Consider the following 13,621-nt stretch of genomic DNA (forward strand, 5'->3'; position numbering starts at 1 on the left):
TCCCAGTGACTGATTTCGTCAACTGCCAAGGCCTAAAGGTGGCCCCCGTCCTGCAACGCTTCGTTGATTGCGACGTACTGCCCGGAACCGGCCTGGCCCCGCAAGCGTTCTGGACCGGCTTCGCCGCACTGGTGCATGAACTGGCACCGATCAACCGCGCACTCCTGGCTGAACGTGATCGCCTTCAAAGCGAGCTGGACACCTGGCACGGCGCTCACCCGGGACCGGTGGCGGACATGTCGGCGTACCGCGACTTCCTGACCCGCATCGGTTACCTGCAACCGCAACCCGATAACGTCAAGGTCGGCACCGACCACGTCGATACGGAAATCAGCGTGCAGGCGGGGCCGCAACTGGTGGTGCCGGCCGCCAACGCTCGCTATGCGTTGAATGCCGCCAATGCCCGCTGGGGGTCGCTGTACGACGCGCTGTACGGCACCGATGTGATTGCCAACGACGGCGGGGCCGAGCCGGGACGGACCTACAACCCGGTGCGCGGTGCGAAAGTCATTGCATTCGCCCGTGGCTTTCTCGATCAGGCGTTCCCTTTGAGCAGCGGCTCCCACGCCGGGGTGATGCGTTACCAGATCGACAGCGGAACATTGCAAGCCATACTGGAAGACGGCCGCCAAACCGGCCTGGCGAACCCCGGGCAGTACATCGGCTATCAAGGTTCGCTCACCGAGCCTGCGGCCATCCTGTTGAAGAATAACGATCTGCACGTGGAGATCCAGATCGACCGGCAGAGCGTCATCGGCAAGACCGACGCCGCCGGCGTCAAGGACCTGCTGATCGAGGCGGCCCTTTCGACCATCATCGATTGCGAGGACTCGGTGGCGGCGGTCGACGCCGATGACAAGGTCCAGGTGTACCGCAACTGGCTGGGCCTGATGAAGGGTGATCTCAAGGAGGACCTGGAGAAGAACGGCCGCCTCCTCACCCGCTCCCTGAACCCGGACCGCGAGTACACGACGGCCGATGGACGCACGCTGACGTTGCACGGGCGCTCGTTACTGTTCATTCGCAACGTCGGGCACCTGATGACCAACCCCGCCATCCTCGACAGGGACGGACTGGAAATCCCGGAAGGGATTCTCGATGGCGTCATCACCAGCCTGATCGCCCTGCATGACCTGCAACGCCGCGGCAACTCCCGCACCGGCAGTGTCTACATCGTCAAGCCGAAGATGCACGGACCCGCCGAAGTGTCCTTCGCCGACCAATTGTTTAGCCGCATCGAGGACCTGCTCAAGCTCGAACGTCACACGCTGAAAATGGGCATCATGGACGAAGAACGCCGCACCAGTGTCAACCTCAAGGCCTGCATCGCGGCGGCAGCCGAACGGGTGGCCTTCATAAACACCGGTTTCCTGGATCGCACCGGCGATGAGATGCACACCGCCATGCAGGCCGGCGCGATGCTACGTAAGGGTGATATGAAAAGTACGCCGTGGATCGACGCCTATGAGCGCAACAACGTACTCGTCGGCCTCGATTGCAACCTGCGCGGCCGGGCGCAGATCGGCAAGGGCATGTGGGCGATGCCGGACCGCATGCGCGACATGCTCGAACAGAAGATCGCCCATCCGCAAGCAGGTGCGAACACCGCCTGGGTGCCCTCGCCCACCGCCGCGACACTGCACGCGCTGCATTACCATCAAGTCAGTGTGCGACAGGTGCAAACGGCGCTGGAAGACGTCGATCTGGATGGGCTCAGCCAGGCGCTGCTGGAAGGCCTGCTAAGCGTCCCTGTGTCAGCCGACAGGCCGTGGTCGGCGGAGGACATTCGCCAGGAAGTCGAGAACAACGCGCAAGGCCTGCTGGGGTATGTGGTGCGCTGGGTCGAACATGGGATCGGCTGTTCGAAGGTGCCGGATATCCATGACGTGGGACTGATGGAAGACCGGGCGACGCTACGCATCTCCAGCCAGCACATGGCGAACTGGCTGCGCCATGGGGTGATCACTCGGGACGAGACCCTGGACATCCTGCAACGCATGGCGCGGGTGGTGGATGAGCAGAACAAGGGCGATCCGCTCTACAAGCCGATGGCGCCCGAGTTCGGACAATCACTCGCCTTCCAAGCCGCCTGCGCCCTGGTATTCGAAGGCTGCGACCAGCCCAACGGTTATACCGAGCAGCTGCTGCACAGGTTCAGGCAGACGTTCAAGCGAACCGGGCGGTAATGTCCAAGCGCAAGCCCGATGCCCTCCTGCATCGGGCTTTTTTCTTCACCGCAAGGCACTACCGGATTGATCAACCGGCCGTGACGGTCATGCCGCCGTCGGCCATGACCACCGAGCCGACGATAAAACTTGCGCGATCCGATGCGAGAAAAGCCACGACTTCAGCGATTTCCTCCGGTTGCGCGGCGCGACCGATGGGGGCGGCTTCGCCGTGCCGGGCCAGGAAAGCCGGACCGTCATCGACCACGTCGTTGAGGATGTTGGTCACCACGTCGCCGACGCCAACGGCATTGACGCGGATGCCATGCTCGATCGCTTCGAGCGCCAGTGTGCGGGTCAGTTGAGCCAACGCGCCTTTCGATGCCGTGTAGGCGGCAATGGTGGGAAAGGCAAAATAGGAGGCATAGGACGCGATATTGACGATGGCGCCGGCCTCGTTGGGCATCATGGCCTTGACCGCCTCGCGGCAATGCAAGAAGGCTGCGGTGGCATTGACCGCCTGGATGCGCTCCCAGTCTTCACGGGTCATGTCGATCACCCGTTTGTTGATGATGATCCCGGCGTTGTTGACCAGAATGTCCAGACGACCGAACTGTTCCACGGCCAATCCCACCGCGCGCTCGGCGGCGCCGTCCTCGGTGATGTCGGCCACCAGCGGCACCAGCCCTGGGCGGGCGAGCTCTTCGACGGCCGGGTTGCGGTCTTCGGCGACGACCTGGGCTCCGCGGGCATGCAGCAACAGTGCGATCGCCTTGCCGATGCCACTGGCGGCGCCGGTGACCAGTGCGACCTTGCCTTCGACTTCGTTGGGTAGAGCGTGCTTGATATCAGTCATGATGTTCTCCTGCGTTGCGAGCCGAGGAGACATTCGCCGGCTCAGCGCCCACGGGGCGCGGTCGTTATCGACGGCTTCACTGTCTCGCAACGGGGAGCGCCAGGCTTTCGCAGGTTTGCCGAGGCTGTCGGGGTTTTGCGCTTGTCCGAAAAATCCGGATAACATCCATGAAACGTTCGAGCGATTAGCAATGATTTCAGACCCAGGCACGCCTACCCTAGACCAGCTACGCGTATTCCTGACCGTGGTCGATGTCGGCAGCTTCGCCGGCGCGGCGCGCAAACTGCATCGGGCCACTTCCGTGGTGAGCTATTCGATCGCCAACCTGGAGATGCAGCTCGGCGTCAGCCTGTTCGACCGCAAGACCACCCGCAAACCGCAACTGACCGACGCCGGGCGCACCGTGCTGGCCGAAGCACGCACCATCTACAACGGTATCGACGGCCTGCGGGCCAAGGTTCGCGGGCTGCTGCACGGCCTTGAAGCCGAAGTGCACCTGGTACTGGATGTGATGCTGCCCAGTGAACGGATGGTCGACGCGCTCAAGGCGTTTCGCGAGCAGTTCCCGACCGTGTCGCTGCACTTGCATATCGAGGCCCTGGGCGGCGTGACGCAGCGGGTGTTCGACCGCATGGCCACGCTGGGCGTGAGCGGCCCGCTGACCAATAGCCTCGACGGCATCGAGCGTATCGGCGTGGGCAAGGTGGCCTTGATACCGGTCGCTGCACCCGATCACCCATTGGCACAACCGGGGCCGCATGCGCCGGGTACCGGGCGCTCCCATGTGCAGTTGGTCCTCACTGACCGCTCCCGTCTGACCGAAGATCAAGAGTTCGCAGTGGTCGGCACCCGTACCTGGCGATTGGCGGATCTGGGTGCCAAGCACATGTTGCTTCGCGAAGGCATCGGTTGGGGCAACATGCCCATCGACCGGGTGCGCGACGACCTGGCCAGCGGCCGACTGGTGCGTCTCGAACTGCCTGACTGCGTTGGCGGGGATTATGCCTTTGACGCCATCTACCGGACGGACATGCCACCCGGGCCTGCGACCCGCTGGCTGATCGAGCGCTTCAAGGCCCAGGCAACTGCCCTCTGAAGACTTGATCAAGCCGAACCTGTCCAAGGAGCCTCCTGTGCATCCACCTGAACATGACGACCTGGCAGCCAGCGACACCCCGCGGATCATGGCCGAGTCGATGCCCCATCACCTGCCAGGAACAGCACAGGCGTTGCCATCGCATCCGCACTTGCAGGATGTGGTCGTTCAGTTGTTCAGCCATCACAGCCTTGTCGAACCGATACAGGTACCTGCCGTCGTGGAGCCGCTGCTGGTGTGGGTGCTGGCAGGTAAGGCCAGGGTCGAGGAACGCGCGCTCAACGGCGCATGGGAAGCCACCACCGTGAAGGCCGGCGACTTTTTTCTCACCCATACTCAAGAGCCCTACGAGATGCGCTGGCAAACCCTCGAGGGCGACACCTTCGAAGTGATGCACTTGTACCTAGGCCTGTCGCTGATCGACCAGGCTGCCCGCGATCTCCTGGGCGAGCAGTCCGCGCCCGTAAGCTTCCTGGACATCTCCGGCGCCCGGGATGAGCGGGTACACTTCATTCTCGATCAGCTGCGCATCGAACTCATCGAAGAACGCCAGCCCAGCCCGCTGTTCGTTCACAGTCTGGCCCAGGCGCTGGCCGTGCACTTGCTCCGTCGCTACCCCGCTCCACACGGCAGCCAGAGACGCGGCAGCGCATTGCAAGCGTACAAGTTGCGCCGTGTGCTGACGGCAATGAACCAGGGCCTGGCCGATGAGTTCAATCTGGCGCAACTGGCCCGGATCGCCGAATTGAGCGAGTACCACTTCAGCCGGGTATTCAAGCGCGCGACCGGATTGTCGCCCTCGCAGTACTTCATCCGCGTGCGGATGAGTCGCGCCCGGCACCTGTTGCTGGAAACCGACCGCAGTATCATCGACATCGGGCTGGAGGTCGGTTATTCCAGCCCAAGCCATTTCTCCCAGGTGTTTCGTCGCGAGGTGGGCGTCACGCCCAGCGCTTACCGCCAGACGTGAGATGCTCTGTCCAGGGAAAATCCCCGATGAAAAAAGCCGGGCTTCCGCCCGGCTTGGTTCGCTACCGATTCCCGGCTTACCGACGGGCGTCGAGCACCAGCTTGCCACGGATATGCCGGTCCTGGCTCTTGCGCAGTGCGTCTTGCGCCTGGGACAACGGCAGCACTTCGACCTCGATCACCAGCTCGCCGGTTTCGAACAGCGCGGCGATCTCCTGAAGCTGCGCGCCATCGGAGCGCGTGGCGAAATGCTTGCCGGTCGCCCCAACAGCCTCGGCCCGCCTGGCATCCGGTGGGCTCACCGGGGACACCAGCACACCGCCGGGTTTCAATACCGACCAGGAGCGTTCCTGGGTATCGCCACCGACCAGGTCCAGCACCACATCGACCGGCTCGACCGCGGCCTCGAATGCCGTCTGGTTGTAATCGATCACCTGCGTGGCGCCCAACTTGAGCAAGTAGTCACGGTTGCGCGCCGAGGCGGTGGCGATAACGGTCGCACCCGCAATACGCGCCATCTGCACCGCCATGCTACCGACGCCACCCGCAGCGCCGTGGATCAGCACCCGTTGGCCGGCCTTGATCTGCCCGTGCTCATGCAGGGCCTGCCATGCGGTCAACGCGACGGCCGGGACACCACCGGCGTGCAACGCTGACAGCCGCTCGGGCCGATGCGCGAGACGGTCCGCACTGGCGACAACCTCAGTAGAGTACCCACCCACGATATTGATAAAACCGAACACCTCATCGCCGACGGCGAAGCCCGTGACGTGTTCCCCTATGGCCGCCACACGACCGGCTACCTCGACGCCAGGGGTGTAGGGCAACTGCAGCGGAATGAAAGCTTTCATGGCGCCGGAAAGGATCTTCCAGTCAATCGGATTCACCCCGCTACCGGCCACCTCGATCAGCACCTCACCCTGGCCTGGCACTGGTGAAGGAAGCTCCTCGAACGACAAACCTTCGACCTGCCCATATTGCGCTACGCGAATCGTTTTCATATCTCACCTCGTAAAAAGTGGCGAGCCGGCGGGAAACCGGCTTCGGGTCACGCGCGGCGCGCGTCCAGGCTGAAACGACCGGCACCAAAGGCGACAACCTGCAACAGGCCGCCCGCCATGGCGATGTTCTTGAAGAAGTGGATGAACTGGTTCTGGTCCCCCAGTTGGTTGTGGAACGCCAACGCGGTGGCGACGCTGAACAAGGCCAGCCCGGCCGCGACCAGACGCGTGCGGTAGCCCAGGATCAGCGCGATCCCCCCACCCACTTCCACCAGGATGGCGATGGCCAGCGCCAGGCTCGGGAACGGCAAGCCGACCGATTCGATGTAGGCGATCATGCCGGCCGACGCACCGATCTTGGAGACGCCAGAGAGCAGGAAGATGGCGCTCAACAGGATACGCCCGGAGAGCGCAACCGATGAAGACAGTGTGCTGGCGGAGCCGATGGCAGTGTTGGCAAGGGTGCTGGACGACAGGTTGGAATGAGTCATGGCGATTTCCTCTGGAAGGGCCCACCACCTTGGTGAACCGCAATGAGGGAAATTCTGCGGGTAATTCACTTATCTAAAAAGACGCCTAATTTCGATTATTAGGTTTCATAAAATAGAAAAGCTTGAACCCTATCGAAGGGTTATGGCTTTGCGTTGTACGCAGAACTGGAGCCGGCCGATTGTTGTTCTGCCTTGAATTCACATGGCAACTTCACAGGATTTATCTCTTCGCCCCAAACAAGAAAAATGCCCGCAAGCCCGCCCAGGTACCCCGGTTCCTAGTCATCCGCCGCTGCGCAAGGATTTCCCATGACACGCGAAACCCCATCGTCATTACGCTCCGCCCTGACCATGCTGAGCGCACGAGCCACGGATCTCGAATCTTATCTGTACGCCTTGCTGCGCACCGTCTTCGCTGTCGTGTTATTGACCCACGGACTCCCCAAGGCACTGGGAACCTCCCACGGCTCGATGGCCGACCCCATGGCCGCTTCGATCAACCTCATCCAGAACGTGATGGGGCTGCCTTTTGCTGCGCAACTCGCTTTTCTGGTCATGCTGCTGGAAACAGCAGGCGCCCTTCTGTTGGCGATGGGCCTCGCCACGAGGCTGGTCGCCCTGCTTATTGCCCTTCAAATGCTTGCCATCAGCTATGCGCTGGGACCGACATGGCCCTGGATAGACCGGGGCATCGAGTTTCCGGTGTTGATGGGGTTTCTGGCGCTCTACATCGTCGCGCGCGGCGGTGGAGCGTATTCGGTGGATGCACGCCTGGGACGGTACTGACTTCATTTAAGGCTTGGGTAGGCATGTCCGTGGCCGCGCAGGCACAGTCCGGGATAGGCTGGCACAAATTGGGACAGCCTATGCAATACCCTTGCGGCCGGTGCAACAGGAATAGCCCCGCTTAGCCATAATCTGGCGGGGCGAACCAGAAAAACAAAAAACTCTCAATTTGTAAGAGCTCGCATTATTTCGCTAACCACCGGCCTTGTATATTTCTCACTGGGGTCAGTCTCAGGCGGGTCGCTACTACGAATCCACTCACCTTGATCGAACGCTTGGTAAAGCGAGAAAGCAGGCTGAGGCATTTCGTTGGTCACACCCACCTCAACCACGGCATTTATGATCCCGTTCATGACGCCGTCGCAAAAATCATAGAGCAAAGATCCCTGTAAATAACCTTCCGCAACCGCAACGGACAGCTCGTTCAGCACATCTTGCGGTGTAACATCAAATTTCTCGCATGTGGCGACAAGATCACTCAGGATCAAACCCTCTGCGCCAGCTTTTATCGAAAGCTTCTCGAGCTCACTCTTGGGTAACACCCTGATCATGAGCTTCTTCCGGTTAGGTACGAAAGTACGCTTGCATCACTCATAAGTTTTCTATCCAACAGAGTGGCCGCACAGCCGCCACATGTTCAATGCCATGCTGCAATCCGGCTTCATTGACGGTCAACTTCAAATCCAAGCAATGTCCGCTTCGAGTTAGCAGCCGTCATTCCTTGCACCAGCCAAACGGGCTGAGTACGCTCTGAAAGCGCTTATAGCCAACGGGAGGTGCATATGGAAAGCCATGCAGCATTGGAAATCGAGCAAGCTGCTTACGATGAGTTTCTGATCCAATGGAACCAAGACGCCTTCCAACAACAGAGACTCGGTCAAGCCTTCTACAACTTTTTCAACCTTCATAAGCTCACGGATCAGAGATTGCTGACTGGCCTCTATGAGGCTGACGGTCAAAAAGCTACAGCCCTGATCTCTCGAATTTTCAACATCAGATAGTAGCCGGCTACCGGCCAAGAACAGCCGATAGAATTGGGCTGCACCGAAGTCCTGTTGGGGATAAATTAACATGCTGGTTGAATGCCAAACTCTAGCAGTGCGCTCACCAAAGGCAGGACGCAGAAAAAAGGAGGCCGAAATATGAAAGCGTCGAGAATGACTAAGACACACGGCTCTCACAAGGCTCAAAAGCTAGTGGGGCTTGGCTGGACTATTAAACATGAATTCAAGGCTGACAACGAAACATACGAGTGGTACTTGGAATGGGAACACGTTGAAGAGCCTCCGTTGGGTTCCTCACAAGATAATTGTGAGGAAGAATGACCATACCGAACGATAATGGTTAACGTGTTTTTGCGAGCACCACATCACTCAAGCACAGTCATATCCCGAACAGACTCCGAGGGAATCCGGTTTCATCAGGAAAACCCAGCGCCGCAAACGGGCAGCCAGGCAACGTGGGTTTAGCGTCGATGACATCCGCTACCTGATGTATCCATTTCGAGTTGACGCCGATGTTTTTGACCAGATACCAGAGCACCGCGATCAGACCATAAAGACGGCTCGTCGCATTCGAGTCGAGGCCGATCCTCTGGAAGTAGGGATCGTTTGGCACGGTGGGTACAGGATTGGCTGAAACCTGGTTCCAGATGCGGCTATGGTGCGCACACCGGTTGCGTAGGATGCTGATCTCCTGGAGCCATTCTTTAAGAATTCTTGCGTGAGTGAGGCCGAACCGTTTGCAGATTCTGTTCCGATGGCCATCTTTGAGTATCTCGTAGTACTTCGATGCTATTCCAAAGTCCCATGCTTCGACGATCACCCAAAAGGGCATTGCTTTACGCTGCTGTCGATGCCACTCGATACTGTCCTCGCGGCTACGAGCAATTTGCTCTTCTTGACGCTTTGACCAGTCGTTCCAAATGTTGCGCGGCTTACCCTGTCTGGTTGTGAAGTTCCTGGTTTGCGAAGGATTGATATAGCGGATGTCTTGATAGGCCAGCGGGTCGTGAAAACCCACCTCGTGAGCGATTGCCGAGCGTAGGTGCACCTCAACGCGCTCAATGGCATCCAGCATCAGTTGGCGCAATTTTTTGTCGAACAGATAGAGTTCAATAATGGAATCGAAATGGGTGCCTGGGGCAAACGCGTTTTGACGCCGTGGTCTTTTACCCGTGGCGCACAGCACCACGTCACCCCTGGCATTACGAAGGAATTCACGGCACGGATACCAGAATCCGCTTAAGCGGTAGTAGCCAATCTGACTGAGTTTACGTTTGGCGCGGGGTACATCGAGAATCTGCATACCACGGCTGGTGAGCAGAGTGCACAGATCGCTATAGGATCGAAACGGCTTTGGCGGAGCTAATGGCTGCGACATCCTTTGTCCAGAAACAAGAAGGCCCGAACATAGTGCTGGACTGAGCCAGCACCAGAGGTTCGGGCGCTATTGGGTTAAGTATCTGCGCTCATCACCGCGGCGTCAATGCGGCGTGTGCTCCTATGGACCGTCATGGTTTTGCCCCGTACAGGTCCAGCCCGGATTTGGGCGTAACGGCCATTACCACGTCATCGATGACCGCCTTGCCCATCACCGTGAAGTAATGCCCAGCCCTGGCTTTTCGGTCGGTATCGCGTATGAACGCTGTGTCTTCGACAAACTCATCGGGTACCAATCCCGGTCGCTGAATTTGCAGCCACCTGAGGAAAATATCCCGGTGAAGAGCTGGCCATCAAGGCAGTTACGATTAAAAAAACACCGTAAAAGGCTCCTCCTACGCAACTATCGGAGCTTGCCTACAACCCCGGAAAAGGACATCCATTTTATCCGGCGGGTCGAGTCCTCTAGCCATACACCTCCGTAACACCGAGCCCTAGTCCCGAGGCTACGTCGCCTTGCACCTTTGCCTACAACTAAGCCAGAATCCGCCCGATTGTGTGCCCCGGGCCGTACCGGTAGCTTGGTTTCCGTCACTGCTCATCAGTGATCGGGTTTAGCGACCCGAACCGTAGGCACATAAGCGTCCATGCTTCGTTGCGGGATCTAACTGCAATTACGTTATGGCGGCTGTATGTAGGAGACCTTCGGGTCTACCGGGTGCCTATGTCCGGTTCGCTAACCTGCGTGCAGTCGCCACCATTCTGTTTAGCGACAGGTCTTGGCGGCTCTCATTTCCCTATAGGAGCGTCATCATGTTCAAAGTAACTCCCAACCCTCCGCAAACAGACCCCAGCGCCAACGGCCTCGATCCAAAGAAAGTTCAAGAGGCCACCGATCGGGCGTTGGATTTCTATCTGAACCCGAAAGACACCGACGCCGGAACCGACACACCCCCGGGTCAGCTCTTCACCGTCATCGACGGCATCGACACCGAAAGTCTGCTCGCCAACCTCAGCGAGAGCCTGGCCTCGGCCAACGCCATGATCAACGACCTGGCGTTCGACCTTGAGGGGTCGCGGCGGCATGTTGCGCTGGGTATTCAGCAAGTCATCGAGTTGAGTGAGCTGTTGGCAAATCGGGCGTTGGATAACGTCGATCCACGCTAGCACCCAGCCTGTAAAGCAAAGCCGAGTCGGACTGGCACGGGAGCGTTGAGCCACTACGCTATAAGCTCCCGTCACCTGCGTGTATCAGCCCAACTCACACTGCCCGGAGCCGACGGTATCAATACGTTGTAAAACGCGTCAGAAGCCTTGCTCCCTGCGCAAAAATCTAAACCCTATGCACCTCGCCCCAGAGCCCGAGTTTTTCGCACTCGGTATCAGGCAGGTGCAAAGAGTCCTGTACTATGCCCCCTCCCCGCCAACCACTTATGAACGTGAAAACATGGAACTGCACTCAGTCTTGGCCTTTACCCTGGTCGCCGCGATTGCTATCGCTAGCCCTGGACCTGCGACGCTAATGGCGATCAACAACAGTCTGGCGTACGGGCCGCGTTACGCGGTGTGGTCATCCTTGGGCAATGCGTGCGGACTGTTCTGCCTGTCGGCTGCCGCGATGTCCGGCCTGGGCGCCTTGCTCGCCAGCTCCGAATGGATGTTCAATGCGGTAAAGGTCCTGGGGGCCGGCTACCTGTTTTACCTGGGTGCGAAGCAGTTGTTCAACAAACGCCCGATCCTCGCCCAGGATGTGCAGCCGGATGGAAAAGCAACGGCCCCGTCGCGAATGAAACTCTACAAGTCGGCGTTCCTGACCGCCGCCACCAATCCCAAAGCGACCATGTTCTTTACCGCCCTGTTCCCGCAGTTCATCGATCAGGGCGCAGCGCTGCTGCCGCAATTCCTGCTGCTTACGACCATCTTCATGGGGTTGTCGCTGACATCATTGAGCGTGTATGCCCTCGCAGCGGCTCAGGTCAAAGGCTTGCTGACCCGCCCGGCGTTCTCTGTGTGGATCAGTAGGCTGGTGGGCTCGACATTCATCGGCTTCGGCGCGGCTATCCTCGCCATGCGTCGGCCTACCGCTTGAGAACAGCCCAGACTCGGGCGTGAACACGCCCGTCAAAGGCCACGGCGAAATGACTATCAGCCGGTAAGCGCCAACCTGCCCATCGCCAGCGAACTGCTCTCTTCCTCGAGAAGAACTGCACCTGCCTGAAGCAAACACAAGGCTAGAAGATTTTCTATCGATAAAACACATTTAATCTCGTTTGTTGACCGCCAGAAATGACCGGAAAATCCCAACCAAGCCAGGGAGATTAACCCAAAAAATCAGGGCAGCAGAGTCATTCGAGCTGTCCTTCATCAAATAGATTTTCTTGCGTTCATCGCTGACCCTGGCTTGGGTGGCAGAAGCGTCGAGCTATGCCCCGGTTTCGTTTCTCAAATCCAACGGGAGAACCACCATGAGCCACGTCAATAAACAGAAACGCATCCTTCTCATCATGTCGTCCCTCGACGAGATGGGCATCAGCGGCAAGCAGAGCGGCACCTGGTTTCACGAGCTGGCAGCGCCTTACTACATCCTGACCGAAGCAGGCCATGAGGTGGTCTTCGCATCTCCGGCTGGCGGCGAGGCCCCCATTGATCTGTTGAGCATGAAGGCGCCCTTCACCACCGAGTACACCGATCGCTTCCTCGCCGATCCGGTCGCCCTGTTTGCCGCCAGAAACACCCGCAAGCTGCGCAACATCGATTACAGCGGTTTCGACGCCGTTTTCTTCCCAGGCGGCTACGGCCTGCTTTGGGACCTGGCGTCCGACTCCCATGCGATCAAGTTGATCCGCGACTTCTACGAATCCAACCGCCCGATCGCCATGGTCTGCCATGCACCGGCCATCCTGCGCGACGTCAAGAAAAGCGACGGCGAGTATCTGGTCAAGGGCCTGAACGTCACTGGTTTCAAAAACGCCGAAGACAGCGAGATCGAACTGCTGCATCACTTGCTGTTCTCGCTGGAAGATGAACTGAAGGTACGCGGCGCCAAGTACAGCAGCGCAGCCAACTGGGAACCGCACGTGGTCGTCGACGGCTTGCTGATGTCTGGCCAAAGCCCGGCGTCGGCCGTCCCCCTTGCCGAAACACTGCGTGAGCGCCTGAAAGGCTAAAGCGACCGAGGGAGCTGTCTTTTTCGAAGAGAGAGTTCCCTCATCGCTCCGTCCCCGACGACTGGAGATTATGAGATGAGCAATAACCTGAACGGCATTGATGTCGCTGCCCTGCAGCAGTTTTCGAAAAGCGTGGCCGCATCACCGGCGGCAGGCGAAGTTCGCTTCAACGTGAAAACAAAATGGCAGCATCAGACGCGCACAGTGGCGACCGTCAATCACTACACCCTGGGCGGCGAAACACACCAGCGCCACTTTGAAATTGCCGCCGACGAACCGCCAGAGTTGCTGGGCACCAACTCCGCCCCCAATCCTCAGGAACTGCTGATGGCCGCCTTGAACGCCTGCCTGTCAGTCGGCTATGTGGCAAACGCCGCCGCCATGGGCATCGAAATCAGGAGCCTGGAGATCGAGACCGATGGCCGCCTTGATCTGCGCGGTTTTCTCGGCCTGGATGATAACGTCAACCCAGGGTATGACGAAGTTGGCTATGTGGTATGTATCAGTACGGACGCTGAACCCGACAAGGTCGAGGAACTGCACCGGGTGGTCAGCAGGACATCGGTGAATCTGGCAAATTTTTCCAAGGCCATTCGCATGGTACCGACGTTGGAAATCCAGGGCTCGAGTACATAAGGAAGATCAAAAGCCGGGATCTGCCTCAAAACACTGAAAAGCGCCTCCGTTCGCAGAGGCGCTTCATCGTTAG

At 59.0% G+C, this 13,621-nt stretch carries 15 protein-coding genes; 9 read left to right on the forward strand and 6 right to left on the reverse strand.

All coding sequences use genetic code 11. The features are described 5' to 3' along the window. Positions 1-5 precede the first annotated feature (5 nt). Positions 6-2,186 carry a malate synthase G gene (locus CGA22_RS00260; protein WP_041021728.1) on the forward strand — a complete coding sequence of 727 codons (2,181 nt, stop codon included), beginning with the start codon at positions 6-8 and terminating at the stop codon, positions 2,184-2,186. A gap of 70 nt (positions 2,187-2,256) precedes the next feature. On the opposite strand, the gene CGA22_RS00265 is transcribed toward CGA22_RS00260, so the two are convergent. Beyond that, the gene (locus tag CGA22_RS00265; protein WP_041021727.1) at positions 2,257-3,021 is read right to left on the reverse strand and encodes an SDR family NAD(P)-dependent oxidoreductase; all 765 of its coding nucleotides are present in this window, start codon (positions 3,019-3,021) and stop codon (positions 2,257-2,259) included. Positions 3,022-3,211: 190 nt separating this feature from the next. Here CGA22_RS00265 and CGA22_RS00270 point away from each other — a divergent pair, with 190 nt between their 5' ends. Continuing rightward, on the forward strand, positions 3,212-4,117 hold the full coding sequence (locus CGA22_RS00270) for a LysR family transcriptional regulator (protein ID WP_041021726.1): 906 nt from the start codon (positions 3,212-3,214) through the stop codon (positions 4,115-4,117). A gap of 100 nt (positions 4,118-4,217) precedes the next feature. Beyond that, positions 4,218-5,087 (forward strand): helix-turn-helix domain-containing protein, encoded by an 870-nt coding sequence (locus CGA22_RS00275; RefSeq protein WP_084213734.1) that lies wholly within the window; start codon positions 4,218-4,220, stop codon positions 5,085-5,087. Positions 5,088-5,163: 76 nt separating this feature from the next. Here the strand turns inward: CGA22_RS00275 and CGA22_RS00280 are convergent, their stop codons facing one another. Continuing rightward, positions 5,164-6,087 (reverse strand): NADP-dependent oxidoreductase, encoded by a 924-nt coding sequence (locus CGA22_RS00280; RefSeq protein ID WP_041021724.1) that lies wholly within the window; start codon positions 6,085-6,087, stop codon positions 5,164-5,166. A gap of 47 nt (positions 6,088-6,134) precedes the next feature. Next, positions 6,135-6,578, reverse strand: coding sequence for a DoxX family protein (locus CGA22_RS00285; RefSeq protein WP_041021723.1), 444 nt, complete (start codon positions 6,576-6,578; stop codon positions 6,135-6,137). Positions 6,579-6,887: 309 nt separating this feature from the next. On the opposite strand from CGA22_RS00285, the gene CGA22_RS00290 reads away from it, so the two are divergent. Then, a complete protein-coding gene (locus CGA22_RS00290) occupies positions 6,888-7,364 on the forward strand; it encodes a DoxX family protein (protein WP_041021722.1) in 477 nt (158 codons plus the stop codon). Between the two features lie 164 nt (positions 7,365-7,528). Here the strand turns inward: CGA22_RS00290 and CGA22_RS00295 are convergent, their stop codons facing one another. After that, on the reverse strand, positions 7,529-7,915 hold the full coding sequence (locus CGA22_RS00295; RefSeq protein WP_041021721.1) for a hypothetical protein: 387 nt from the start codon (positions 7,913-7,915) through the stop codon (positions 7,529-7,531). A gap of 231 nt (positions 7,916-8,146) precedes the next feature. On the opposite strand from CGA22_RS00295, the gene CGA22_RS00300 reads away from it, so the two are divergent. Continuing rightward, complete coding sequence (locus CGA22_RS00300) at positions 8,147-8,365, forward strand: hypothetical protein (RefSeq protein ID WP_041021720.1); 219 nt, start codon at positions 8,147-8,149, stop codon at positions 8,363-8,365. A 382-nt stretch (positions 8,366-8,747) separates the two neighbouring features. Here the strand turns inward: CGA22_RS00300 and CGA22_RS00305 are convergent, their stop codons facing one another. Next, positions 8,748-9,671, reverse strand: a complete 924-nt coding sequence (locus CGA22_RS00305) for an Abi family protein (RefSeq protein ID WP_052435098.1) — start codon at positions 9,669-9,671, stop codon at positions 8,748-8,750. A gap of 205 nt (positions 9,672-9,876) precedes the next feature. Further along, the gene (locus CGA22_RS00310) at positions 9,877-10,041 is read right to left on the reverse strand and encodes a DUF3077 domain-containing protein (RefSeq protein WP_370444491.1); all 165 of its coding nucleotides are present in this window, start codon (positions 10,039-10,041) and stop codon (positions 9,877-9,879) included. Between the two features lie 517 nt (positions 10,042-10,558). Between CGA22_RS00310 and CGA22_RS00315 the strand changes: the two genes are divergently transcribed. The 4 genes from CGA22_RS00315 to CGA22_RS00330 all read left to right on the forward strand — a co-directional run bounded on the left by CGA22_RS00315 (position 10,559) and on the right by CGA22_RS00330 (position 13,548). After that, positions 10,559-10,912 (forward strand): DUF6124 family protein, encoded by a 354-nt coding sequence (locus tag CGA22_RS00315; RefSeq protein ID WP_041021717.1) that lies wholly within the window; start codon positions 10,559-10,561, stop codon positions 10,910-10,912. A 280-nt stretch (positions 10,913-11,192) separates the two neighbouring features. Then, positions 11,193-11,834 carry a LysE family translocator gene (locus CGA22_RS00320; protein WP_041021716.1) on the forward strand — a complete coding sequence of 214 codons (642 nt, stop codon included), beginning with the start codon at positions 11,193-11,195 and terminating at the stop codon, positions 11,832-11,834. 376 nt (positions 11,835-12,210) lie between these two features. After that, a complete protein-coding gene (locus tag CGA22_RS00325; RefSeq protein WP_041021715.1) occupies positions 12,211-12,912 on the forward strand; it encodes a type 1 glutamine amidotransferase domain-containing protein in 702 nt (233 codons plus the stop codon). A 75-nt stretch (positions 12,913-12,987) separates the two neighbouring features. Beyond that, entirely contained in the window at positions 12,988-13,548 is a 561-nt protein-coding gene (locus CGA22_RS00330) for an OsmC family protein (protein WP_041021714.1), read from the forward strand. The last annotated feature ends 73 nt before the right edge of the window (positions 13,549-13,621 follow it).

Origin of the sequence: Pseudomonas sp. PSB18 (assembly GCF_014596565.1) — a bacterium.
GTDB lineage: Bacteria > Pseudomonadota > Gammaproteobacteria > Pseudomonadales > Pseudomonadaceae > Aquipseudomonas.